Origin of the sequence: Phnomibacter ginsenosidimutans, assembly GCF_009740285.1 — a bacterium.
In the GTDB taxonomy this organism is placed as follows: domain Bacteria; phylum Bacteroidota; class Bacteroidia; order Chitinophagales; family Chitinophagaceae; genus Phnomibacter; species Phnomibacter ginsenosidimutans.
Genome location: NZ_CP046566.1, coordinates 2,429,482 through 2,453,698 on the forward strand (window position 1 = coordinate 2,429,482; position 24,217 = coordinate 2,453,698).

Annotated in this window: 22 protein-coding genes; 12 read left to right on the forward strand and 10 right to left on the reverse strand. The window is 47.4% G+C overall.

The window, feature by feature from the left end; translation table 11 throughout:
- Positions 1-61: 61 nt before the first annotated feature.
- The 3 genes from GLV81_RS10560 to GLV81_RS10570 all read right to left on the reverse strand — a co-directional run bounded on the left by GLV81_RS10560 (position 62) and on the right by GLV81_RS10570 (position 1,930).
- The gene (locus GLV81_RS10560; protein WP_157478837.1) at positions 62-409 is read right to left on the reverse strand and encodes an ArsR/SmtB family transcription factor; all 348 of its coding nucleotides are present in this window, start codon (positions 407-409) and stop codon (positions 62-64) included.
- A gap of 232 nt (positions 410-641) precedes the next feature.
- Entirely contained in the window at positions 642-1,319 is a 678-nt protein-coding gene (gene tsaB / locus GLV81_RS10565) for a tRNA (adenosine(37)-N6)-threonylcarbamoyltransferase complex dimerization subunit type 1 TsaB (RefSeq protein WP_157478838.1), read from the reverse strand.
- Positions 1,316-1,930, reverse strand: coding sequence for a 3-hydroxyacyl-CoA dehydrogenase family protein (locus GLV81_RS10570; RefSeq protein ID WP_157478839.1), 615 nt, complete (start codon positions 1,928-1,930; stop codon positions 1,316-1,318). The genes tsaB and GLV81_RS10570 overlap by 4 nt, the downstream gene beginning before the upstream one ends.
- Before the next feature lie 66 nt (positions 1,931-1,996).
- Here GLV81_RS10570 and GLV81_RS10575 point away from each other — a divergent pair, with 66 nt between their 5' ends.
- A complete protein-coding gene (locus tag GLV81_RS10575) occupies positions 1,997-2,377 on the forward strand; it encodes a RidA family protein (protein WP_157478840.1) in 381 nt (126 codons plus the stop codon).
- A gap of 105 nt (positions 2,378-2,482) precedes the next feature.
- Positions 2,483-5,848 carry a methylmalonyl-CoA mutase family protein gene (locus GLV81_RS10580; protein ID WP_157478841.1) on the forward strand — a complete coding sequence of 1,122 codons (3,366 nt, stop codon included), beginning with the start codon at positions 2,483-2,485 and terminating at the stop codon, positions 5,846-5,848.
- A gap of 77 nt (positions 5,849-5,925) precedes the next feature.
- On the opposite strand, the gene GLV81_RS10585 is transcribed toward GLV81_RS10580, so the two are convergent.
- Positions 5,926-6,507 carry a WG repeat-containing protein gene (locus tag GLV81_RS10585; protein WP_157478842.1) on the reverse strand — a complete coding sequence of 194 codons (582 nt, stop codon included), beginning with the start codon at positions 6,505-6,507 and terminating at the stop codon, positions 5,926-5,928.
- 214 nt (positions 6,508-6,721) lie between these two features.
- Between GLV81_RS10585 and GLV81_RS10590 the strand changes: the two genes are divergently transcribed.
- The gene (locus GLV81_RS10590; protein WP_157478843.1) at positions 6,722-7,594 is read left to right on the forward strand and encodes an aldose 1-epimerase family protein; all 873 of its coding nucleotides are present in this window, start codon (positions 6,722-6,724) and stop codon (positions 7,592-7,594) included.
- 4 nt (positions 7,595-7,598) lie between these two features.
- On the opposite strand, the gene GLV81_RS10595 is transcribed toward GLV81_RS10590, so the two are convergent.
- Complete coding sequence (locus GLV81_RS10595; protein ID WP_157478844.1) at positions 7,599-8,231, reverse strand: hypothetical protein; 633 nt, start codon at positions 8,229-8,231, stop codon at positions 7,599-7,601.
- Between the two features lie 127 nt (positions 8,232-8,358).
- Positions 8,359-11,727, reverse strand: coding sequence for a VPS10 domain-containing protein (locus tag GLV81_RS10600; RefSeq protein WP_197428222.1), 3,369 nt, complete (start codon positions 11,725-11,727; stop codon positions 8,359-8,361).
- A gap of 673 nt (positions 11,728-12,400) precedes the next feature.
- Here GLV81_RS10600 and GLV81_RS10605 point away from each other — a divergent pair.
- Together GLV81_RS10605 and GLV81_RS10610 are read left to right on the forward strand one after the other, a co-directional pair.
- Positions 12,401-13,198, forward strand: coding sequence for an N-acetylmuramoyl-L-alanine amidase (locus GLV81_RS10605; RefSeq protein WP_157478846.1), 798 nt, complete (start codon positions 12,401-12,403; stop codon positions 13,196-13,198).
- A gap of 39 nt (positions 13,199-13,237) precedes the next feature.
- Positions 13,238-13,888, forward strand: a complete 651-nt coding sequence (locus GLV81_RS10610; RefSeq protein ID WP_157478847.1) for a flavin reductase family protein — start codon at positions 13,238-13,240, stop codon at positions 13,886-13,888.
- A 19-nt stretch (positions 13,889-13,907) separates the two neighbouring features.
- Here GLV81_RS10610 and GLV81_RS10615 read toward each other — a convergent pair whose 3' ends face one another.
- A complete protein-coding gene (locus tag GLV81_RS10615) occupies positions 13,908-14,210 on the reverse strand; it encodes a hypothetical protein (RefSeq protein ID WP_197428223.1) in 303 nt (100 codons plus the stop codon).
- 130 nt (positions 14,211-14,340) lie between these two features.
- On the opposite strand from GLV81_RS10615, the gene GLV81_RS10620 reads away from it, so the two are divergent.
- From GLV81_RS10620 to GLV81_RS10635, 4 genes are all read left to right on the forward strand, one after another.
- Positions 14,341-14,970: a 2'-5' RNA ligase family protein gene (locus GLV81_RS10620; RefSeq protein ID WP_157478849.1), complete on the forward strand. Its 630-nt coding sequence runs from the start codon at positions 14,341-14,343 to the stop codon at positions 14,968-14,970.
- Positions 14,971-14,982: 12 nt separating this feature from the next.
- Positions 14,983-15,759, forward strand: a complete 777-nt coding sequence (locus tag GLV81_RS10625; protein ID WP_157478850.1) for a 2'-5' RNA ligase family protein — start codon at positions 14,983-14,985, stop codon at positions 15,757-15,759.
- Positions 15,760-15,762: 3 nt separating this feature from the next.
- Entirely contained in the window at positions 15,763-16,692 is a 930-nt protein-coding gene (locus tag GLV81_RS10630; protein WP_157478851.1) for a hypothetical protein, read from the forward strand.
- Positions 16,693-16,788: 96 nt separating this feature from the next.
- Positions 16,789-18,207 carry a bifunctional folylpolyglutamate synthase/dihydrofolate synthase gene (locus GLV81_RS10635; RefSeq protein WP_246185926.1) on the forward strand — a complete coding sequence of 473 codons (1,419 nt, stop codon included), beginning with the start codon at positions 16,789-16,791 and terminating at the stop codon, positions 18,205-18,207.
- Between the two features lie 182 nt (positions 18,208-18,389).
- Here the strand turns inward: GLV81_RS10635 and GLV81_RS10640 are convergent, their stop codons facing one another.
- Together GLV81_RS10640 and GLV81_RS10645 are read right to left on the reverse strand one after the other, a co-directional pair.
- Positions 18,390-18,944 (reverse strand): NUDIX hydrolase, encoded by a 555-nt coding sequence (locus GLV81_RS10640; RefSeq protein ID WP_157478853.1) that lies wholly within the window; start codon positions 18,942-18,944, stop codon positions 18,390-18,392.
- A gap of 38 nt (positions 18,945-18,982) precedes the next feature.
- A complete protein-coding gene (locus tag GLV81_RS10645) occupies positions 18,983-19,501 on the reverse strand; it encodes a YfiT family bacillithiol transferase (protein WP_157478854.1) in 519 nt (172 codons plus the stop codon).
- 1,047 nt (positions 19,502-20,548) lie between these two features.
- Here GLV81_RS10645 and GLV81_RS10650 point away from each other — a divergent pair.
- From GLV81_RS10650 to GLV81_RS10660, 3 genes are all read left to right on the forward strand, one after another.
- On the forward strand, positions 20,549-20,752 hold the full coding sequence (locus GLV81_RS10650; RefSeq protein WP_157478855.1) for a hypothetical protein: 204 nt from the start codon (positions 20,549-20,551) through the stop codon (positions 20,750-20,752).
- A gap of 369 nt (positions 20,753-21,121) precedes the next feature.
- Positions 21,122-22,006, forward strand: coding sequence for a hypothetical protein (locus tag GLV81_RS10655; RefSeq protein WP_157478856.1), 885 nt, complete (start codon positions 21,122-21,124; stop codon positions 22,004-22,006).
- Between the two features lie 820 nt (positions 22,007-22,826).
- The gene (locus GLV81_RS10660) at positions 22,827-23,258 is read left to right on the forward strand and encodes a VOC family protein (RefSeq protein ID WP_157478857.1); all 432 of its coding nucleotides are present in this window, start codon (positions 22,827-22,829) and stop codon (positions 23,256-23,258) included.
- Between the two features lie 188 nt (positions 23,259-23,446).
- Here GLV81_RS10660 and bamJ read toward each other — a convergent pair whose 3' ends face one another.
- Positions 23,447-24,214: a BamJ family beta-barrel-assembly machinery protein gene (bamJ, locus tag GLV81_RS10665; RefSeq protein WP_197428224.1), complete on the reverse strand. Its 768-nt coding sequence runs from the start codon at positions 24,212-24,214 to the stop codon at positions 23,447-23,449.
- Positions 24,215-24,217: the final 3 nt, after the last annotated feature.

The following is a 24,217-nucleotide window of genomic DNA, read 5'->3' on the forward strand; positions in this document are numbered from 1 at the left end:
TGAGCCTGCATTAGCTGTTTCTTCTTTTTCCAGGGTTGATGAACTCGAGGTTCGACAAGGACTACCGACCGCCGACTAATGATTTGGAGATTTTGAAAATCTCTTCGATTCGGGCGGCGCTTACTGAGTAGAAAATGAATTTGCCTTCGCGACGGGTTTCTACAATGCCGGCTCTGCGGAGGAGTGCCAGGTGTTGTGAGGCAACCGACTGCTCCAAACGGAGCTTCACATAAATTTCAGTGACGGTCAATTCCTCTTTGTCGTGCAGCAGGCGAATGATTTGTAAACGCAGCTTGTGATTGAGTGCCCTGATAATGAGGTCTGCTTTTTTGAGAGTGAGTAACTCAACGGTTACTTCTTTCCGGGTACCGGGAAAGAGCACCAGGTGGTGTTGATTGCTTGAAGCCATATTTCTTTCATAGTTAAGGTGGAAAAAGCCAGGTGATGACGTGTGATATTCATTTACCAATGCGGCTGCAAATTAAAGTTTTATACCATGCAATTTGAACCGTTCATATAAACTTTCTTTAAAATCTATTCAACAACAGGAAATGTTTATTGAACGGCAGCCAAAGCCTTAGCTGCATGTCTTTGCATACTTTAAAATGAAATCACACTCAACGCCTGTTTATTAAGACGACTTATTCCGCCGTTTTCTTCACTGGCTGGTAAAATGCTTTGCAATAAAAAGGTTCCGCATAGGCGGTATCGGCCCACTGCTGCAGCTGAAACGCTTGCCCGGCAAGGGTTACAAAGGCATCACGCCATGCTGCCTCGCTAATTATTAAATTATTTTCTTTAATCAATGTCGTCCATTTGGCGGCACCGCTGCCTGCGTATACAATCCGTTGTGTGGTTCTTTCTGTTTGCAAAAACTGTTCATCCAACAACACAGCAGCAGGTGCATGGAGTTGTTGCAGTGCATTATTATACAATGCTGTAAACACTTCCATCCTTCGGGCATCAATCATAGGGCAATAGGCATCGGCCGCTGGTTGCAATTGATGCATGGCTTTGGCCATAATATCAAGTGTGCCCAAGGTGATGAGCCGAATGTTCAGCGCAAAACACAAACCTTTGGCAGCAGCTAAACCTACACGTAATCCGGTGTAGCTACCCGGGCCGTTGCTTACCGCTACAGCTTGTATATTTTTCATGGCGATACCTGTTTGCTGCAACATGTCGGCAATAGCAGGTTGCAAAAAAGCAGCATGTGTTTGTTGCTCCGGGTTGCTGCGCATGGCCACACATTCACCCTGCTGCATCAGCAACAGCATACCCTGTTCACCAGCTGTATCAATACATAGAATGGTACTCATGAAGCAACACGATTGACAAGTAAAGGATGTGGTGTGTAGCGGGCATCTGATTCACTTAATTTTTGTAACAAGGCCCACACTTTTTCAGCACCTATGGTTTCGAGCCATTCCCATGGCCCTTTGGGATAATTGGTGCCGAGTTTCATAGCGATGTCCATGTCTGCTGCAGAACTGATATTATCGGCCAAACCATAAAAAGCTTCGTTGATAATACTGCATACCACCCTTGGCGCAATCAGCCCCGGCTGCGCTGCCACCTGTGTGAGTTGCTTGCCCAGCAAGGTTTGCAGGCTTTGCAACGCTTCGATGTTCATGGTCCCGGATTGGTCGGTGCTGATTTCCCACAAAGGGCGTTGCCAAAAACTATTCCATCCGCAAAAGCGGGCATGTGTGGATTGATGCTGCAATGAATAATCTGCCAACGGATCATTCACCAAAACCCAACTACGCAAATGCGCAATGGGCACTGGCGGAATTTCCATGCATATCAACAGCGCCACATTTTCCAATGGAATGTAATGCCAATCGGCTAACACCTGCCAATGCGCCGGCACATCGGTAGCAGGTTGTAGTAGCCCCTGCGGATCGTAAGCGTAAACAACGTTGGACATGGTTGCAAAATTGAAGGATTGCAGTCAAAGAGCTACATTCGTTTTTCTTCAAACCGAACAAGTAGTATGAATAAAAAAGTAATAGAAACCAGTGCAGCTCCCGCTCCTATTGGTCCGTACAGCCAAGCCGTGATGGCGGGCAACCTGTTGTTTTTGAGTGGTCAGGTTTGTTTTGACCCTGCTACAGGTGAATTGAAAAATACCGATGTAACGGAAGAAACACATCAGGTGATGGCCAACCTGAAAGCTGTGCTGGCCGAAGCCGGCATGACCTTTGACAATGTAGTGAAGACGACGATTTTTTTGAGCGACATGTCGTTGTTTGCAACAGTGAATGAAGCATACAGCCAATATTTCAGCAGCGCATTTCCTGCCCGTGAAACCGTGGCGGTAAAAGGACTTCCCCGCAATGTGAATGTGGAGATTAGCATGATAGCAACCGCATAACTTTTTGCGTAGTTGATTTGTTAAAGGCATCCAACCCGCCCGATGTGTGAACTAAGGCAGGTTGGATGCTTTATTTTTGCCCCCCTAAAATTGTTGCTGCCTGCCATGACTGATATTCAACCCAAGATCAGAATAGTTACTGCTGCCAGTTTGTTCGACGGACACGATGCAGCCATCAATATTATGCGCCGCATTTTGCAATCGAAAGGCGCAGAAATCATTCACCTCGGCCACAACCGGAGCGTACACGAAATTGTAGAAGCTGCTATTGAAGAAGATGCCCACGGCATTGCCATCACCAGCTATCAGGGCGGTCATGTGGAGTTTTTCAAATACATGAAAGACCTGCTCGATCAAAACGGCTGCGGCCACATCCGCATTTTTGGCGGTGGCGGTGGTACCATTTTACCAGAAGAAATTGCGGAGCTACATGCCTACGGTATTACCCGTATTTACAGCCCCGATGACGGCCGCGAAATGGGCCTCGAAGGCATGATTGAAGATTTGCTGGAGAAGTCAAAAGCCCCAAAACAATTGAATGATGCAGATGATTCGCTGAACTTTTGGAGTGCAGAAAAAAACTGGAACGGTCATACTCCTTTGAGTGAAGCCAAAGACATCCGGAAAGTGGCGAGAGCTATCACAAAAGCTGAAATGGGTGTAGCCTCTACTGCTAAAGCAAATAGTGCTGCACCCGTCCTCGGCATTACCGGTGTAGGCGGTGCCGGCAAGTCTTCGGTAACCGATGAAATTGTCCGCCGCTATCTCAGCCTTACCGAAAACAGTGGCCAAACCATTGCGGTGATTTCTGTTGACCCATCTAAAAAGAAAACCGGTGGCGCTTTGTTGGGCGACCGCATTCGCATGAACAGCATTGCCCACCCACGGGCATACATGCGTAGCCTGGCCACCCGCGAAGACAATGCCGCCCTCAGCCAACATGTGCAGGATGCCATTGATGTGTGCAGAAATGCAGGGTATGATTTCATCATTCTCGAAAGTGCGGGTACCGGTCAAAGCGATGCATCGATTCTGGATTACTGCAACCTGAGTTTGTACGTAATGACGCCGGAATATGGAGCCGCATCGCAGTTGGAAAAAATCAATATGCTCGACTATGCCGACATCATTGCCATCAACAAGTTTGACAAAGCCGGTGCTTTGGATGCACTGGCCGATGTACGCAAGCAGTACAAACGCAACCACGGTTTGTGGACGGCCAAAGACGATGAGCTGCCGATTGTAGGCACCATGGCCAGCAAGTTCAATGATGAAGGGATGAACCACCTTTTCGACAAACTGCTGCACAGCCTGCAAACCAAACTGGGCGTAAGCTTTGGTGATGTACAATTTGGCGAAACCGCAAAGGTTTCACAAGCCGTTATTCCCCCATCCAGAGTACGTTACCTCAGCGAAATAGCCGACAACAACCGCCAGTACGATGCATGGGCCAAAGAGCAAGCCAACATTGCCACCAAATTGTATCAACTGAATGGTGTGTTGCAAGATGCGCCTGATAATGCAGCACTGCTACAACTGCAGCAGCAGTATCAGGATAAGCTGAGCAAAGAATGCCACAAGCTGTTGACCGATTGGCCCAATGTGGTAAAGAAATACAGCAACGAGTATTTTGAATATCAGGTTCGGGACAAAGTCATTAAACAAGCCATGACCACAACTTCGTTGAGTGGCACATCTATTAAAAAAGTAGTGCTGCCCAAGTACAAAGACTGGGGCGATGTGTTGCAATGGCAATTGCAAGAAAACGTACCGGGCGAATTTCCGTACACTGCTGGTGTGTTTGAATTGAAACGTGCCGGCGAAGATCCTACCCGCATGTTTGCCGGCGAGGGCTGCCCCAAACGCACCAACAAACGCTTTCACTATGTAAGCCACGACCAACCCGCCAAGCGTTTGAGCACTGCGTTTGACAGCGTCACACTCTACGGCGAAGACCCCGATGCCCGCCCCGACATCTATGGCAAAATAGGCAACAGCGGTGTCAGCATTGCTACTGTGGACGATGCAAAGAAATTGTACAGCGGTTTCGATTTGTGCGACCCTCGTACTTCAGTCAGCATGACCATCAACGGACCTGCACCCATGCTGCTGGCGTTTTTCATGAACGCCGCCATTGATCAGCAGTGCGAAAAATGGATTACAGAAAACAACCAATGGGAAAAAGTGCAAGCCTATGCGGCGGAGAAATACCGCCATGTGCCGCGACCACAATATGTAAATCCCAATGTGACTGGTCATTTGCCCGAAGGCAATAACGGACTTGGATTGCAGCTGCTTGGCCTGAGTGGCGATGAAGTGCTACCTGCAGAGGCGTATGCGCAATGCAAACAAACCGCTTTGCAACAAGTACGTGGTACCGTACAGGCTGATATTCTGAAAGAAGACCAGGCGCAAAACACCTGTATTTTCAGCACAGAGTTTGCCCTGAAACTGATGGGCGATGTGCAGGAATATTTTATTGAAAACAAGGTGCGGAATTTCTACAGCGTAAGCATCAGCGGCTACCACATTGCGGAAGCCGGCGCCAACCCCATCACGCAGCTGGCATTTACACTGGCCAATGGTTTTACCTATGTAGAATACTATCTGAGCCGTGGCATGCACATCGATGATTTTGCCCCCAACCTGAGCTTCTTTTTCAGCAATGGCATGGACCCCGAGTACAGTGTGATTGGCCGTGTGGCCCGCCGCATTTGGGCCAAGGCCATGAAGTATAAATACAAAGGCAACGACCGCAGTCAAAAGTTGAAATACCACATTCAAACCAGTGGCCGCAGCCTGCATGCACAGGAAATTGATTTCAACGATATCCGCACCACACTGCAAGCATTGTATGCCATTTACGACAACTGCAACAGCCTGCACACCAATGCGTATGATGAAGCGATAACAACACCTACGGAAGAAAGTGTACGCCGTGCCATGGCCATTCAGCTCATCATCAACCGTGAGCTCGGCAGTGCCAAAACGGAGAACTTTACGCAGGGCTCCTTCATTATTGAAGAGCTGACTGATTTGGTAGAAGCGGCCGTGTTGAAAGAGTTTGACCGCATTACCGAACGTGGCGGTGTTTTGGGTGCTATGGAACGCATGTATCAGCGCAATAAAATACAGGAAGAAAGCCTCCATTATGAAATGCTGAAACATACCGGCGAACTGCCCATTGTTGGTGTAAATACTTTCCTCAACAAGCAAGGCAGCCCTACGCAAATACCTGGTGAAGTCATCCGCAGCACCACTGAAGAAAAGGAGCAGCAAATAAAGAACCTGCAGGCATTTTGGCGGCGCAATGAAGGCAAGAGCAAAGCGGCTTTGCAACAGCTGAAACAAGTAGCCATCAACAATGGTAACCTGTTTGAAGCGCTGATGGAAACGGTGAAATATTGTTCGCTGGGGCAAATTACCAAAGCCTTGTACGAAGTGGGCGGACAGTACCGACGCAATATGTAAACAAGAGATACAGTATAAAAGCAAAGGGAGCCGAAATGGCTCCCTTGCTGTTTGTCCACACACTCATCAGCCCACAGCTATTGCTGCACCACCGCATTGTAGCGGTTGATATAGATTGTCTTTTCGCCTTTCATTACTTTGGCTACTCCGTCCATAAAACTTTCGGCATGGTGATACATATATGGAATCACGAGCTTGCCGTTGGTATCAATAAATCCCCAGTAACCTTTGGCATTGGCCACTGCTGCTAATTGCTCATGAAAGCCACGGGCATTGTCGAAAGTCAATGGAATAATTTCTTTTCCTTGAAAATTGATGAAGCCCCATTTATTGTTGCGCTTTACCGCAGCCAGTCCATCGTGAAAGCACAATGCATCTTCAAACTTTGGCTCGATGGTTATATTGCCCAAACTGTCTACATAGCCCCACACATCCCCTTTTCTCACGGGAGCATAGCCCTCACTCATGGTAGAAGATTCATCATACACCAGTGGCACTACCACTTTGCCATCCTTATTTACAAACCCGTATTTACCACTCTTTTTTACAAGGCTTACGCCATTGGATAAATCGTTGACGAAATCGTATTCTTTAGCCCATTTTTGTGCAAAAACCGGCATGAAAAATGGCAACAGCAAAACAAACATGAGTTTTTTCATGGCAGCAAATTTTAAGGGTGAAACGAAGTAAATAACGCATAGAAAAGTTACGCCATGTATTGCCGGATAAACATGATTAAAGTCACGGATAGCAAGCCTTTCGACGAAATCCTCTCTTCATCAAAAATGTTTTGCTGCATGGCCAAAAGTAAATTGGGCAATGCCGCGGCTTTCATTACCTTGAACCCCTACTCTACAATTTAAACTCCGGTATATGTCTGCCTCCATTACGTTGCACAATCCTTATTTAACCGTACGCATCAAGAGCAAGGGTGCAGAACTCTGCAGTGTGCGGCACAGCAATGAATTGGAATATATGTGGCAGGCCGGAGAGGCTTGGCCGAAGCATTCTCCTGTATTGTTTCCCATTGTTGGTACGCTTGTCAACAACACATATACTTACGAAGGAAACAGCTATTCATTACCAAGGCATGGCTTTGCCCGTGACATGGAATTTACACCTACACAACTGAGTGAAACTGTCGCAAAATTTACCCTGCGCAGCAATGCACATACGTTACAAGTGTACCCTTTTCCATTCCGGTTGCATTTGCAATACGAATTGCACAACGACAGCATTTGCTGTAGTTATGAAATAGAAAACATCGGTGACAGTGACATGTATTTTTCTGTTGGTGGCCATCCGGCATTTGCAGTACCCTTGCAATCAACAGAGCAGTACAGCGATTACCAATTGAGATTTAGCGAAACAGAGCCATTGCTGCGTTGGAAACTCGACAATGGATTATTGCGCAACGACACAGCACCTGTAGCCGGACAGTTGAACAATACATTGCCTTTGCAGCCTTCTCTATTTTATGAAGATGCCATCGTATTGAAACACTTACAAAGCGAAACAGTAAGCCTCTTAAATGCTGATGCATCACATGGTATTGAGTTTCGCATCAAAGAGTTTCCGCACCTCGGTATTTGGGGTGCTAAAGATGCACCGTTTGTTTGCATTGAACCATGGTGTGGCCATGCAGATCCGGTCAATCATTCGCAGCACATTACTGAAAAGCCAGGCATAGAAACACTTGCGCCGGGTGGCTTTTGGCAACGTAGCTGGCAGGCTCGGTTTTTTTAATACGCTAATAAAAGTTCAACACCAACGTGGTATTGTACGTAGCATGTGGCGCAATAGCCGGGCCAAGTTTGCTATAGCTACCCAGCAGCATGTTTCGGTGACCGAGTGAAGGCACCCCTTTATCAATCAGCAAACTTGTAATCATATCAACAGGTTCGGTATAACCGTAATGACAACTTTCTCCACTGTAGTGCATCAATTGATTACAAGCTTCTGAAATTCTATCGTGGCCCACATAGCCAGCCTTGCCGGTGCTTTGTGCGTGGCACCGGGCACTCACCCAACACAGCGAGTCGGGTTGCAACAATGGCAATGGCTTCATGCGGAGCAGGGCTTGCATCAGGCTATTGTATTCGGCACTTTGCGCAATGTCCATTTCAAAAGATCGGTTGGGAAATTTCTTCAGTACTGTATTGGCAAACAATGGCGGGTTCATCCGAACCATGTTGAGAATGGCCAATACTTCTTTTTCCTGCGCTGATAAATACCGGGCATTGGCACCAGTATTTGCTTTGGCATACATGGCATTGGTCCATGCAGGAGAAAAGGAGGCCAGCGGATTGCCAGCCCGCAAACTTAGTGGTGCAAAAAACAACGAAAACATCATGAACAAAAACAACAGCCAGACAGGTTTCATACCAAGGGTTTTGCGGTAAACGCTATGAAACGAAAGGCTATTGTAATGCAGGGGCAAAAAAGGGCCAGGTGAAGAATCACCCGGCCATTCAATTGTGATTTGGATTTATAAATACACCATTGTCGCCTTAATGAACTACCACAAACTGCTTATTGATTTGCAGGTGGCTGCTTTGCATTTGGATGAAGTATACGCCAGCGGCGAGTTTACTTACATCAACCATTTGCTGATTTTGTCCTTTGAAAATTTGCACTGGCTTGAGGCTGATAACAGTACCTGTAGCGCTGGTGATTTTCAAGGTTGCTTTTTCTTCTATTGTACTTTCAAAACGAACACTCATGTGCTTGCTGGCAGGGTTAGGATACACTGTTGTTCCGGTAGCAGTTTCATCGCTGGCCATCATAGCACCCAGTTGAGGAGCCCAGGCATTTTCGCTGAGTTCTGCCAACAGGTTGTAGCAACTAGCAGCGTTGTAGCTTCCGTTTTTACCAATCACCTGTACATAGTAAGTAGCACGTTTTGCTGTGGTATTAAAGATGATGACATCATTGCCGGTACCAGTATTGTTAGAAGCGGCAACCATGCGGTAGTTTCTGTCAAAGAGATACACATCGTAATCGGCAGGCAGCTGGCTCAATGTCACCCGGATGTTGGTCAGGTTGTTGTTGCCCACTGTAAACTTAAACCAGTCTTCATCGGTGCTAATGCTGATGCCAGCGTTGATGGCTGTACCTGGAGTAATCAGTTTTGCTTGTTTAGAACTGTTGTTGGGTTCATAAATATCGTTGCACACTACAGGAGTAGCAGTAGTAAACTGAGCTTCGCTGTAAATGCTGGCAGCACCGGCATTGCAATTTGTTTTTACTCTCCAGCTGTAAGCAGTAGCAGGAGCTACACCAGACAAAGTAACAGTAGTGGTGGTAGCGGCTGCATTCAACACTGTCCAGCTGCTGGCTGCAGTTTCTTTGAAAGACACTTCATAACTCTGTGCACCGGTAACCGCACTCCAGCTAATGCTGGCGGCTACAGTGGTAATGTTGCTGCTGTTCAATCCGGTGGGCGCATTGCAACCAACCAGTGATTGAAACTGACTGGTAGAATAAGCACCTGTAGTACCGGCACAAACGGCAGCTACACGCCAGTTGTAATTGGTAGCTTCTTGCAGGTTGGTCATGTTTACAGAGGTAGCAGTAAGGTTGCTGGCTATTACAGTCCAACTGGTAGCCCCAGCCACCTGATACTCTACAGTATAAGAAGAAGCACCGCTTACGGCATCCCAAGACACGGTAGCAGAAGTAGCTGTAACTGCAGTAACTGCAAGGTTAGCTGGTGTACCACAAGATTGAGTAGTAGCACCAATCAGTTGACGTTCCCATACACCACGTCCGTAAGAAGCAATGCGCAACAGCTGACCTTGCTTCTGAATTTTGATATCATTGATGGCTACCAGAGGAAGGTTGTTGGTAACATCTACCCAACCGTTAGACGTGTTGCTGCGATAGAAAATACCAATGTTCATGCCTACATATACAGTTTCGTCGGCATTGTCATCTATCACAATGGTACGGGCTATTACGCTGGGTAAATTGTCGGACACATTGGTGAAAGAAGCGCCAGCATTGGTAGAGAGCAGCACCCGGCTGAATGTACTGTTACAAGCCACATACACTTTTGCAGGATCTACAGGACTAACTGCGATATCATTAATGGCAGCAGCTACAGTTGTAGTAGCCCAAGTGGTTCCGCCATCAGTAGTTCTGAAAAGCGTAGTGCCTTTAGAAGCATACATGTAGTTAGGATTGCTTGGTGCAATGGCCATAGCAGTGAGCGAAGTATTGATGGCGCTTCCAGAAATTTTAGTCCAGGTATCACCATTGTTGGTGCTTTTGAAAATACCCGTCCAGCCACCATACATAGTACCTGTTGCTTCATCCATATCCAATGGAGTCACCCATTCGCCGGTAGATGGACGGTTGAGTGTAGTGTAGCTAAGGCCACCATTGCTACTGCGGTATATGGTACCGTTTTGGCTGGTGCCCAACATCAGGTTGGCATTGCTGGGGTGAATCAGTCCGTCCATACCATCTGCACCCAGCCAGTCGCTCCACACACCATTGTTGAATACACTAGATCCATTGTCTTGCGCACCACCGGTGAAAATTTGAGCGTCGGTTTTGCTGTTGGCTATGCGGTAAAACTGACGAATGCCTAAGCCTGCACTCGGATCAATCCAGTTGTCACCAGCATCTACAGATTTGAAAATACCACCATCTGAACCAGAGTATACGGTACTTCTGGCCCACTCCATGGCATGCACATCAGCATGGTTGTAACCAATACTGTTGGGGTAAGACCATGCAGTTACAGGTGCAAAGGTTTTGCCGGCATCGGTCGATTTGAAGACGATGATTCCTGCAAGATAAATTTCGTTTGCATTTGAGGGATTGGCCACCAACGCCATATCATAGCCAGCTTGTCCACCAATGCCGCAACCAGTTGTTTCATAACCAAAAAAGTTTGTACAACCGGTTGATGAGCCTTCGATAACGGTAGTGAAGGTTAAACCGGCGTCGTGAGAGATATAAAGTTTACCAAATTCATTGCCATTTGCTTGTGCGATGTACACACGGTCGGGGCTGGCAGGGCTTACAGCAATCAGGCTGCGGCCACTGGCAGTAATACCTTGTGCAGTAGAAAGTGTTGTCCAGGTAATTCCGGCATCGTTGCTACGCAATACCACAGTACTGCCGGCTGCATAAATAATAGATGAGTTACCAGGTTTGAATTCCAAATCTTCCAATGTACCAGTGTACGTTCTTGTCCATGCACCACCGCCATTGGTACTGCGCCAGATACCGTTTGCTGCACACACAAACACGTTGTTTGAGTTAGCAGGGTCAACAACAATTTTGCGAATGATACCCGTCATACCAGTATTGATGGGTGCCCATGTAGCTCCACCATCCAAAGATTTAATAACGACGTTTGCATTGCTGCCTGCGTAAACGGTTTCAGGATTGTTTGGATCAATGGTTACGCTGTACATATTCATCCACAAACCATTGAAGTCGGTGAGCGGCGCCCAGCTATTACCACCGGTTACAGTTTTCCAAACACCACCACCGGGAGAAGTGATATATATAATATTGGTATCAGTAGGATGAACGGCCAATGCAGTGATACGGCCAACGCCGGGGTTCCAACCACCGGTACGATTCCAGTTAAAGGGGCCTTTTTCTACCCATGGACCTGAAGCTACAGGCAAATTGAGATTGGCATTGGTAGCCACCAGGGTATCTTTTGTTTGAAAGCTTTTGTAAGCAATCCAATCATGCTCAGGCGCCAAACGGAAGCCTTTTTCATCGGTATGAAATTGCACTTCGTATAACCAGCGCTGATATTGCTTATAGCCAGTACCACGTTCGGTACCAGTACTATCGAAGTACTTTTTGGCCAGTTGCTGTATTTGCTGAATGCTCAAATCTCTTCTCTCCATCAGAGAGAAAATGTCTGTTTGGGCAAATAAAGAGGTTACAATGAGGACAAAAAATCCCACAACCCCTATCCGGCGGAGGATAAGCGTTAACATCACAATTGAATTAAGTGGTGAGTAAATGCGCCTGAACTCGATGAGTCCAATAGCGATTGCTACCAGTTTAAGAAGTCGGGGGCGGTTATTACACCCAATCCGTTTGTCGGTTGGGTAAGTTGCGACGATGGTTAATCGTGGTGGCAGTCAGTTCGCGACAAAGCTGAAAGCCGGAAAATCTCATGGTGTGTTCTTGGTTCACTTCGCAGCTCTTAAAAGGGTCAGCCATGTCCGTTTTTTGAGCCGCTTCAGCCATTAAAGTGTGACCTTCAATGTTGATACAATATTAGTGCCAATTTTCCACACCCCTTGTAGTCCAGCATAGGACTATACCGTTTTTTTACTACTACAACGCCTGTCATTGTTGCTACATCCATGTCGTAATCAGACTACGACATGCTGTAAATCAAGAATTTACAACTATCATCAAAAATGACTACGCCCCGTGCCAACTTTTTTCCGTCGGCTTGTAGTTATCCACATACATTTTATTCATTCCCGTTATACCTGCGGGTTTTACCCTTGGTTTGCCGTCAAACCACCGACCTTCCGGGGCAAATCCGGAAACCGCCATTACTCCATGAAATATTGCATCCTGTTCCTGAGCTTGCTGGCTTTTGCCTGCACTAAGGCCCCCTACTCCGCCACCAACAAAACTTATAAGCAGCAAGCCAAACGATACGCCAAGCTGCTCAAAACCTATCCTCTGCAAGACAGCTTTGCTACTTCCCCCGATTTTGTGGGCACCACCAACTTCAGCATGCGCAAACCCAATTATGTTATCATTCATCACACGGCGCAAAACAGTTGTGAGCAAACCCTCAAAACCTTTACGCTTACCCGTACCGCAGTGAGTTCACATTATGTGGTGTGCCGTACCGGAACGGTTTTTCATATGCTGAATGATTACCTGCGGGCACATCATGCCGGTGTAAGTTTTTGGGGCGGCGCCACCGACCTCAACAGCAGTAGTATTGGTATAGAAATAGACAACAATGGCAGCGAGCCATTCAGCACCGAACAAATCAATAGTTTACTGGAAGTATTAGGCAAACTGAAAAAATCGTTTGCCATTCCGGCCCGCCACTTTATTGGCCACGCCGATATTGCACCGGGCCGCAAGGTTGACCCCAGCCGTCATTTTCCGTGGAAGCAACTGGCCGATGCCGGCTACGGCATTTGGTACGATACCACTAATATTAATGTACCGGCAAACTTTGATGCGATGACGGCTCTCCGAATCATAGGCTACGACATTAGCAAACCCGCAGCAGCCATTCAATCGTATAAAATTCATTTTGTACCACAAGACACGCTGAATATCATTGGCCCTGCTGATGAAAAAATTCTCTACAGCCTGATGCAGAAAAGTCTGTAATCAAACTCAACCATTTGAAATGGTTGCAGTTATAAGTACATGCTGCATTTGAATAAGGAAGAATTGCAAAACATGGAACGGTTTTACCGGGCCAATTTGCTGAGTAGTATGAGTGGCATTAAGCCCGCCATGCTGGTTGGAACCAAAGGCACCAATGGCGTCGCCAATCTGGCGTTGTTTCAAAACATTGTACATCTTGGTGCCGATCCGGCCCTGATCGGACTCATCAACCGTCCGGTGGCGGCTACCCCGCATACCTTGGCCAATATTGAAGCCACGGGTTGGTTTACCCTCAATAGTGTGCACAGTAGTTTTACTGATAAAGCCCATCAAACCAGTGCTAAATATGACGCCGCCGTAAGTGAGTTTGATGCCGTGGGCCTGATGCCCTTGTACGAAACCTTTTGCCCTGCACCGTTTGTGGCAGAAAGTAAACTCCGGCTGGCTTTACAGTTGGTAGAGATCGTTCCGATCAAACACAACGGTACATTCCTCATCATTGGTTCGGTAGAGCATGTGGTACTACCCAAAATGCAATTGCAAAAAGATGGCTCAATCGATTTGGAAGAGCTCTCGCTGGTAGCCAGTGCCGGGCTCGATACCTATTTTAGTATCCATCAGCTGGCCCGCTTTCGCTATGCCAAACCTGATGCCGATGTGCAGGAAATTCTTCCTGCAATGGAAGGATAAGCAAATGCGGGCAATGGCATCAAGCCGCCACTGTCCGCAGTATTTTTTTAACCACCCCAACCAACGGCAGGGGCTGGTAAAACGGCCATTCAAAAGAGGCCAATCCACTATGCAATGGCAGCAATTGCCAGGCATGTTGCTGTTGTCCCAATCTTCTTAGCAATAACTTCCCATCCAGCTCCAACAACAAAATAGCACCGGGTACTGGCAATGCTTTCCGGTCAATAAGTAGTTCATCGCCGGGCAAAAATCCTGCTGCAGCAAGGCGGCTACTATGCACCATAAAATGATGATTGTCAAACAGTTCATCTTTCTGCCTCATTTCACCAATCAAGTTTCTGGCCTGTATTTTTTCTTGCACCATAAAATTATTTTGCTCAAAGCTAAATCTTTTAGTATTTTAGTGCTAAATATTGTGGATAACAATTCTGAAAGCCTACAACTGAGCAACGATGGAAAAACAGACACTTACCCCTTGGGACAATTGGATGCGCTACAAGCTGGTAGCACAGCCCGATGCCGATGCACTGCAGGCCTTGGAACAAAGCCGCCAATCTTTTAGAGCCGCCTACCCCAATGAGGCTGTTTACCCCGATCCCGAAATCTCTTTTTTCGAGCAGCGGCTACCCGAATCGGCCGAGCCACTGCTCTGCCAGTGGCTGCAGCAATTGTGCAAAAACGAAACCGCATTTCCTGTGGTCATCAACAATGTGTCGGGCAAGCCGCCCCACCTGGTGTATGCCCGGGTACAGAGCACCGGCGCCCATGCACAGTTTGTAAAAAAACTCAAAGCCTTGTTGCAGCAGCTGGCAGGTTTTACGTCAGCCGGTATCAGTCATCAGCAAATCAGCTTGCTGCCACTCGTATCCGAACTGCCGGGCATGTTGTTTCACAAAGCCATGCAGGAATTTTCGACTACCGAACTGGCTGCACAAACTACTGTGCAGCATTTGCAACTCATGAAGCGCCTGCCCGATGGCAGCTGGCAGTTGGTGCAGCGCTTTGCATTGCTGCAATGCAGCAGCGCCGTTCCGGGTCTCCAACATTGGTTTTCACCCACCGCATTTGTTCATCCCAATTAGTTTGTTGCCGCCATGACCATGCATTTGTCAACCGCTCCTTTGCAGCCCATTACCGCTCTGGTGTACGATTACCAGCTCATCATTCGCCCCAACGAAAAAGTGCGGCGCCGCCTCGATGCTGCCCGTAGCAAAGCCCGGGAGCAAATGCTGCCTTTTGGCAACTGGCACCCCGGCAAAAACCACATTCCCGTAGCCAGTTTTTCGCAGCTGGCCTCGCTGGAAAGCCGCCTCACCAGCCGCCTCGAAACGCTGGCCAAGAGCCTGCCGCCCTTCCGGCTGCAGGTACAACATTTTGGTGCCATATTGCACCACACCATCTTTTTCCGCATTGCCGAAAATGCCGGCTTCAACCAACTGCTCCGGTTGCTACATGCCGAAAAAGCAGCACTGACCGTGTTCAATCAAGAGCCCCGCATCGCCAGCATGGCTAAAATCAATGTGGCGTACAAACTCACTGCCGTCGATTTTGAAAACGCCTGGCATGCCTTCAAATCCAAACGCTTTCAGGTAGATTTCATTGCCGACAACATGCTGCTTGCTGCGCAAACGCCCCGGCGAAACCAACTGGCAAATCCTCACCGCCCTCCATTTCGAAAACCTGCCCATCGACATTCAACAAGGGCAGCTGTTTTAATCAATAGGACGCGGATGGGCAGGATGAAAACGGATTTTTACGGATTCTCCCCATATAAACTCCGTGCTCTCTGTGTCCTTTGTGCGAAAACCATTAGCACATTTTCAAATTGGCATATTCTGTTAAACCTCCCCTTATGCACATGGAATGAGTAATTATTGCGCATCTCAGTCGTTACAGCAATTGAAAACACGGCTATTTTTACCATGATGGCATTGGCACAACACATTCAGTTTGAAAAAGAAAAGAACCTGAAAGCAGCGGGCGTAACCCTCGTTACCACGGCTGGACTTATTGCTTTGCTCTTTATTATCAACTGGTCCATTCCCTATCCGCCGCCACCCTTGCTCGATGAAGGTGTGGAAGTAAACCTCGGCAACAGCGAAACCGGCCTCGGCGACGTGCCGCCCATGATGCCCGGCGACCCCGCCCCCGAAGCGGCCGAGCAGGTAGCCAGCGTACCGCCCTCTACACCACCCGCACCCGAGCCGGTAACTTCCGAAGAAGAAGCCGATGCCAACGACGAAGTAGTGGTGCCCAAAAAAGCCACCGTTACCAGTCCCAAGCCCAAACCCGTGACCAACCAAACCGTGGCCAACAAGCCCGTGAACAATACGCCACCAGCCCCGCCACAACCCAAGCCCAAGGCCCAGATGGGTGCTTACAAAGGCGGCACCGGCACCGGTGGCAATGGTCAGGATGCATTTAACAACGTCCGCAACCAGGGCATCGCCGGCGGCACCGGCGATCAGGGCAAGCCCAACGGCAATATCAACAGCGATAACTATACCGGCAACGGCGGCACGGGCAAAAGCGGTGTTTCGATCAGCCGAGGCCTTACCGGCCGCAGCATCATGCGTACGCCCAGTTTCGAAGACGACTTCAACGAAAACGCCAAAATCGCCATCGATGTACGGGTAGACGAAACCGGCAAAGTCATCAGCGCCGTTTACCAAAGCCGCGGCAGCACCAGCAGTAGCCCTACCCTCAAGGCCATTGCCATCCGCAAAGCCAACCAAATCAAGTTCAGCGCCGGCGATGGCGAAAGCCTCGGTACCCTCATTTTCAATTTCCGATTGAAGAATTAATGCATTTCGGGCTCTCAGCCACTGTGCATACAGCAGCTGTAGTCCGGCGTGTTCCGGCTTCGGTGCTGCGTTGCACTCCGCACCCACGCCTGAAGCGTGGCCTACACCCGCCGCAGCCTCTCAGCTCATGTGCATGGCTCAACTGTGCCGCACAGGTCGGTGCATTTCGTTTTCTTTGCAGCCGCATTCATCTTCATGACTTACCAGGAAACCATCGACTATCTGTACGCCCGGTTGCCCATGTTTACCCGCATTGGCGCCGCCGCTTACAAAAAGGATTTACACAATACCATTGCCCTGCTCAATGCCATTGGCAATCCGCAGCAGCAATTCAAGAGCATTCATATCGCCGGCACCAACGGCAAGGGCAGCACCAGCCATATGCTGGCCGCCATTATGCAAACGCATGGCTACAAAACCGGCCTTTACACCTCACCTCACTTAGTTGATTTTCGGGAACGCATAAAGATTAACGGTGAATGGATTGATGCCAACTTCATTATTGACTTTACCGAGCAAATCAAACCCGTTATCGAAGCCATTGAGCCCAGCTTTTTTGAAGTAACCGTAGCACTGGCTTTTGCATGGTTTGCTCAGCAGAAGGTAGACATTGCCGTGATTGAAACAGGCCTCGGCGGTCGCCTCGACAGCACCAACATCATTACCCCCGAACTCAGCATCATTACCAATATTGGTTGGGACCACATGAACCTGCTGGGCAATACCCTGCCCGAGATAGCGGCAGAAAAAGCAGGCATCATCAAACCCGGCATACCCGCTGTAGTGGGCGAATACCTGCCCGAAACGAAAACCGTATTTGTGCAGCAAGCCAGCAACTGCAATAGCTCACTGGTTTTTGCAGCCGATGCTTTCAGTATTGCAAAGGTAGCATCAACACCGCAGGCACTTTCGGTATCGCTGCACAACAACGCAACAGATGAAACCATCTCACTGACCACCGACCTCGGCGGTTTGTATCAGCAGTACAACCTGCGGACGGTATACAGTAGTTGCCTCGCCCTGCAGCAAGCTGGTTGGCCGCTGCAATTACCGCTCATTCAAGAAGCCTTACAAGCCGTAAAACAACGCACCGGTTTGCATGGCCGTTGGGAAGTATTGCGTACATCGCCCCTGCTGGTGCTGGATGTAGCCCACAATGTAAACGGCATGCAGCAAGTGCTCCAACAGGTGCAATACTGGCAGCAACAATACAGCGGCATGCAGGTACACATTGTGATGGGTATGGTGCGGGATAAAGACATTGACCACGTACTTACATTACTACCCAAGGAATACCACTACTACTTTACACAAGCCCAGCTGCCCCGGGCCCTGCCCGCCCCCGATATGCAACAGCAGGCAGCGCAGCATCAATTGCACGGACCTGCATTTACGCAAGTAAACGACGCGATTGCCGCCGCCCTGCAAGCCGCCCAACCGCAAGATTTGGTACTGGTTTGTGGTAGTGTATTTGTTGTCGGCGAGGTAGACAGAAATCGTTGGGAAATGCTGTAGTTTTTAGTTGACGAGTTAACGGGTTAACGAGTTCCAAAGTTCGAATGTTCCAATGTTTGAATGAGGTTGTTTGGAGTTTGTTGTTTTTGGTTTGTAGTTCATCAGCTTCCTCATTCCTCATTCCTAATTCCCAATCCCTAATTCCTAATTCTTCCCACCAACCATCAACCATCAACCACCAACTAAATCTTCCCCAAGGCTTGCAGCCCGTAAAAAATGCTGCTCACATGCAGGGATTGGATGATCTCGTTGTTGCGCAGCAGCTGCAGCAATTCGTCTACCGTTACCAGTAGTACTTCCAGTTCTTCGTTTTCGTCGAGGGAGATGTTGTGGGTGGGCGTACAACCCGTGGCGAGGTAGCAAAACAGGCGGTTGTTTTGTGTAGCCGGATTGGTAGCCACAATACCCGTTTGAATAATTTCGGTACAGCTGTAGCCAGTTTCTTCCAGCAATTCGCGGCGGGCCGCTTCCAGCGGATTGGTTTCGTGGGCATCCATAATGCCGCCCGGTAGTTCGAGGCTGAAAGTGCCGAGTGCATAGCGGTATTGCCTCACCAAAATCACTTTGCCGTCGGTGGTAACGGGCAGCACATTTACCCAGTTGCTGTACTCCAGCACATAGTAAGGCTCCATGGTTTCGCCATTCCCCTTCCGCACTTGGTCGGCACGAAACTTAAACCATTTTTCTTCGTGGAGGTAGCGGCTGCTGATGTGTTGCCAGGGTTTCAAATTGCTCATGCCGCAAATATCGAGGATTGGCCGCACTGCCCCAACCCTTACCAGCCACGCTGCTCCCGCAACGTGGTAATGTGTGCCACATGATGGCGGCCATGCCAGGCATACATGCCCAGCAAATGCCAGAGCGTATGTTGCTGCTGCGTGGCCGAATGAACATAGGTTCTTTGCCACTGCCCGGGTGTAACCGATTGCAGCAGCACGTACATGCGTTGGTGCAGGGCATGCAGTAACGTTAATGCATTGTTGACGGGCAGTTGTGCATCCGCCATCTGTACCCAGTCGTTTTCTTCGTAGGCTTTTACGGTGGGGTTGTTTTCGCTGAGGGTGAGCTTCATGCGGCACAGCGCATTGATGTGGCTATCGCATACATGGTGCACCACCTGATGCAGCGTCCAGCCGCCACTGCGGTAAGGGGTATGCAACTGCGCTGCATCGAGGTTTTCGATGGCTGCCTCCAACAGTTGGGGCAGCTGGGCAATATCAATGAGCCATTCACGAAGCTGTGCCTCCGAAAAAGCCTGTGGCGCATACTGGCCAATGGGATAACGTGGGTCCATGTAGTAAATGTAAGGGAAGGGTTGGGAAAAATGAGTGACAATACATTTTGTATATCCGGGTGGATTGTACTAATAAACAATACAAAAGGCCAAATAGAATAGTGTTGATAATCAATAATGTTTCGTTAGGCCTTTTTTGAAAACAGTATCATATGTTTATGTGATACATGCCATCCTAACGACAGACAACTTAACCCTAATGACACAACTAGAAAAGCTAAACATAAGTTTGTCTAATTTCTCAAACGACACGACTCGTATATCTAAATTCATTGAGTCACGATTCACAGACTTGATTTTTTATCCCAGTATAATTTCTGCTGACATAGACTATGACAATTATTGTAATCTGCTTAAATCGATAAAAGACTATTCTTCGGAGCTGCCTTTTAATAGCGATACAAAAGTGATAAAGGAGAAATTGTATGATATTCCCGATATTTCGAAGGCCGACTTTAAGTATTACACATGGGGAGTTCCTGCTTATTTACTTTTTATATTATTGCCGCTTGGACTCTTCTCCTGGACAAATACTTATTTAAAACTTACGACCTTACAAAACAAATTAAAAGACATCGAAAGAGCATGTGGGACACTGACTTTTATGCTTAGAGCATTGACTAGCTGACAAGTAGCCTGACAAACTTCTGGCTAGCTCATTACTTTTGCTGCGAGTATATGCATACCGAGAACGGCATGTAACATTGGGTTTTATGCAAGTTGGGCAAGACATTGTAACATCAGCTAATAGCGATCCAAACTTCCTTTCAAGCAGACGAACAACAATCAACTTTTGTACATAAATTCATCAAAATATTTTTAATCAGTAGCGGTTGTCGGCAGACGGAATACTATTCTCCAGCTCTTCGGGATTTGCAATCCCGAAGCCGTATCGGCGGATTTGAAATCCGCAAATGCAAACAGCAATATGTTCGGGATGCAAATGTCGAACAGTGAAGGCCCTAAATACTTGTATCAAGATGAATAGTTATCTAAGAATCCGTAGTGCATTTTTTTTTAGCCGTTAGTTTATTATTCTCCAATTTGATGTACGCACAAAAAGCGGAAGACTTTATTGGTGATTGGAAAATAATTAAGGTTGAGCTTTCGCCAAATGCTGAGCAAGAGGCGAAACAATTTTTTTCAAAGCTGAATGCCATATTTCTGAAGTCTACATTTCATTTTAAACCCAATAACTCATTTTCTTTCGATAGTCCCGATGAAGACCTATCCATAAAAGATGCAGTATGACAATTCGATATAAAGAAGCAAACCATAAAGGTAATGGAGCGAAAATCTAAAGGCACTCCAGGACTATTGATGGGAATCATTGTGAAAGAAGCAAATGGAGGTTACTTGTTTCTCATGGAAGAAACACCTGTAATACTAACCGTTGTAAAAAAGACTTAAACAACATCCTAACCTTTCTCAGTGTATCGTCGATAGTTGCCATCCGAATTATGTTCGGGATGGCAAATCCCGAACAGCGACTAGTATCACACAATTTCAAACATGTATCTAATCATAATCGTACTGATAATACTCTTAGTGGCGGTATGGCTAGTCAGCAAATTTTTATACCAGCAAATAGCTCTACGAACTGAAAACAAATGGCTGCGAATGATTTCGCTTTTACCATCGGCTGCATTAGTTTATATCTTGTACACAGCAGTATACCCTGGCGAGGATTTTTATAAAGAAGATTTCAAAGAAATTACAGGACTTGAATTTCCTCATAACGGCAAGATACTTTACAAAACAGCCAGTTTCCCAGACCAGTTTGGTGATTATGCTTCAACAGCAGTTGTTCATGTTTCACTCTCCTTTTACAGCAAGTTAGAAGATCATCTGCAACAAACGATCACTCACAATCAAAAGAACGAATGGTTTAAAAGTCAATTCGACAGCATTGCCCAAAAAACAGTTCAACAACCTATCGTTCGTTACTTTTATTGGCAGCCCGAAGACGGTAAATACTTTGGAGTTGGATTTTTAACAGACAATCAATCAGTGATTGTACATCGCACAAGCTTGGTAACTACAGTTCTTAGTTCGAGTTTTACAATCACTCTTTTCACTTCTATTTATTTTATGACTTTTTCTAATTCAAAGGCAGGCCCCGGTAATCTGGTTTTAAAAATACTGTTGGTTGTTCTCGTAACCACAAGTTGCAGACTTTCAAGGTCAGATGTGATTGGCAAATGGCAAGTATCAAAAACAGATACACTTTATATACATGCTGACAACAGCTTTATTTTAATTGACGCAACTGCCGATCTTACTCCATCGAATGGCAATGACACGAAAAAACCAAATGTAGACGGAACATGGAAGATTTACAAAACGACTCTTGCTTTTACTTTTAATGACTCCACACAACGATTTAGCGGCAACTGTAAATCTTATCAGTATATGTGGTTGAAAGGAACGAAAAGAGCATTGGTGAGGCCAGTTACATGTAATAGTCCAACGAACCAATTTGTAGCTATGACAAAAATTGAATAACACTGACGTTTCAGAATTTGATATCCGCAAATGCAAGCAGCAATATGTTCGGGATGGCAAAGACCGAACAGCAAAGCAAGAAATGTGTATTCGTATCTTTAACCAGCTGCAACACTAGGCAAACAGCACACAGCAAGTTCCTGCATCGCCCATATTGTAATCCTGTATACAAATGCAACTAAAAGTGAAGACTCGAATTCATTTCAAAATATTTCTTTTAACAGGACTAATCTTATCAATACTTGGATTTGTGTCATTTGTGGGACTAATGTCAGCCAAAGAAGAATCCTCTATTAGTGCCAATATTTGTTATGCTTTATTCTCAATTATCAGATTTCCAACACACACACTTTTCTGGGATACTTTTCAGGATTCTGATTTGTATGCAATTGGTATTTTCTTAAATATTGTTTTGTATTCTTTCTTGGCTGAAAGATTGTTTTATATCACTCGTCGATTAAAAAATAAATAATAACCAGATGTTTAGGCTTTCAAATTCAGCTCTTCGGGATTTTTAATCCCGAAGCCGTACCGGCGGATTTGAAATCCGCAAATGCAAACAGCAATATGTTCGGGATTACAAATCCCGAACAGCGATTCATCCAAAGACAGTCATCCCCTCCCAGCTCTTCGGGATTTGCAATCCCGAAGCCGTATCGGCGGATTTGTAATCCGCAAATCCAAACGACAATATGTTCGGGATTACAAATCCCGAACAGCGATTCATCCAAAGACAGTCATCCCCTCACCTTTCATCATTTCCCCTTTTCCTTTCCGGCAAGCAAGGCTTAGTTTTAGCCATCACCAAAACAACCACGATATGCCGGCCATACATCCGCACATCAATTTCAATGGCAATGCCGAAGCGGCTTTTACTTTTTACCAATCGGTATTTGGCGGCAGCTTTAGCAGCCTGGTCCGTTTTAAAGACATGGCCGGTGCCGGTTTTCCCGTGGCCGACCATGAGGCCAATAAAATCATGCACATTGCCTTGCCCATTGGTCCACAGCACCTGCTGATGGGCAACGATGTGCCCGAAATGCTGGGCACGGTAAATGAAAGGGAGCACCGCAGTAAAATTGTCATCAGCGCCACTAGTAAGGAAGAAGCCGAGTGGTTGTTCCATGGCTTATCGGCCGGTGGCAGCATCGAAATGCCCCTCGACCAAAGCCCCTGGGGTGCTTATTTTGGCATGTTCCGGGATCAGTTTGGGATTGAGTGGATGGTGGAGTTTGCGGGGAATGGGGAATGATGAATTAGGAATGATGAATTGGGACGACTGACTACGATACTTGTTTCTTGCCCTTCGACATCCCGATAGCCATCGGGATCAGGGCAGCAACTTTCCAACCTACCAACTACCAACCACCAACTACCAACTACCAACTAAAACAGCAGGCACCATGGCGCCTGCTGTTTGCATAAATGTATGGTAGTGCCTTACTGGCCGCCGCCGGAAATGATATCGAGCAGTTCTACTTCGAAGATGAGCATGGAACCACCGGGAATGGTGGGCGGCATGCCCTGGGCACCGTAGGCCAGCTGATACGGAATGTAAAACTTGTAGATAGAGCCAACAGGCATCAGCTGTACGCCTTCGGTCCAGCCAGGAATAACGCCGTTGAGCGGAAACTGCGCCGGCTCACCACGGTCGCGGCTGCTGTCGAACTTGGTACCGTTGAGCAGGGTGCCGGTGTAGTGCACTTTCACCACATTGGTATCCTTGGGCATGGGGCCGGTGCCGGCTTTTACCACTTCGTACTGCAAGCCACTGGGGGTTTCTTTTACCTCGGGGCGCTTCTTGTTTTCAGCCAAAAACTTCAGGCCCTCATCAATGGTGGGCTGAATTTTCTTTTGTGCAGCTTCCTGCAACTTCTGACGCAATGTTTGATCTGCCATTTGTGGAGTCATTAAAGGTTCTTTATTCTCAATCACTGCTTTGAATGCTTCGAGCAGTGCGGTGTAGTTGAGCTTATCAATGCCCTGCTGTTTGAAGAAACCACCATCGAGCACACCCAATGCGTAGCTCAGGCTGTCGAGGCCGTTTTTGAGCACCAGTGCCGGCTTGGCAGCAGCGGGTTTGGCGGGCGTGGTTTTAGCCGCTGGTTTGGCAGCTGGCTTGGCGGGAGTTTTGGGCGCAGGCTTGGTTTGCGCCATGGCGCCGGCCAGTACAAGCGTGGCGGCGGCAGAAAGGAACAGTTTTTTCATTGT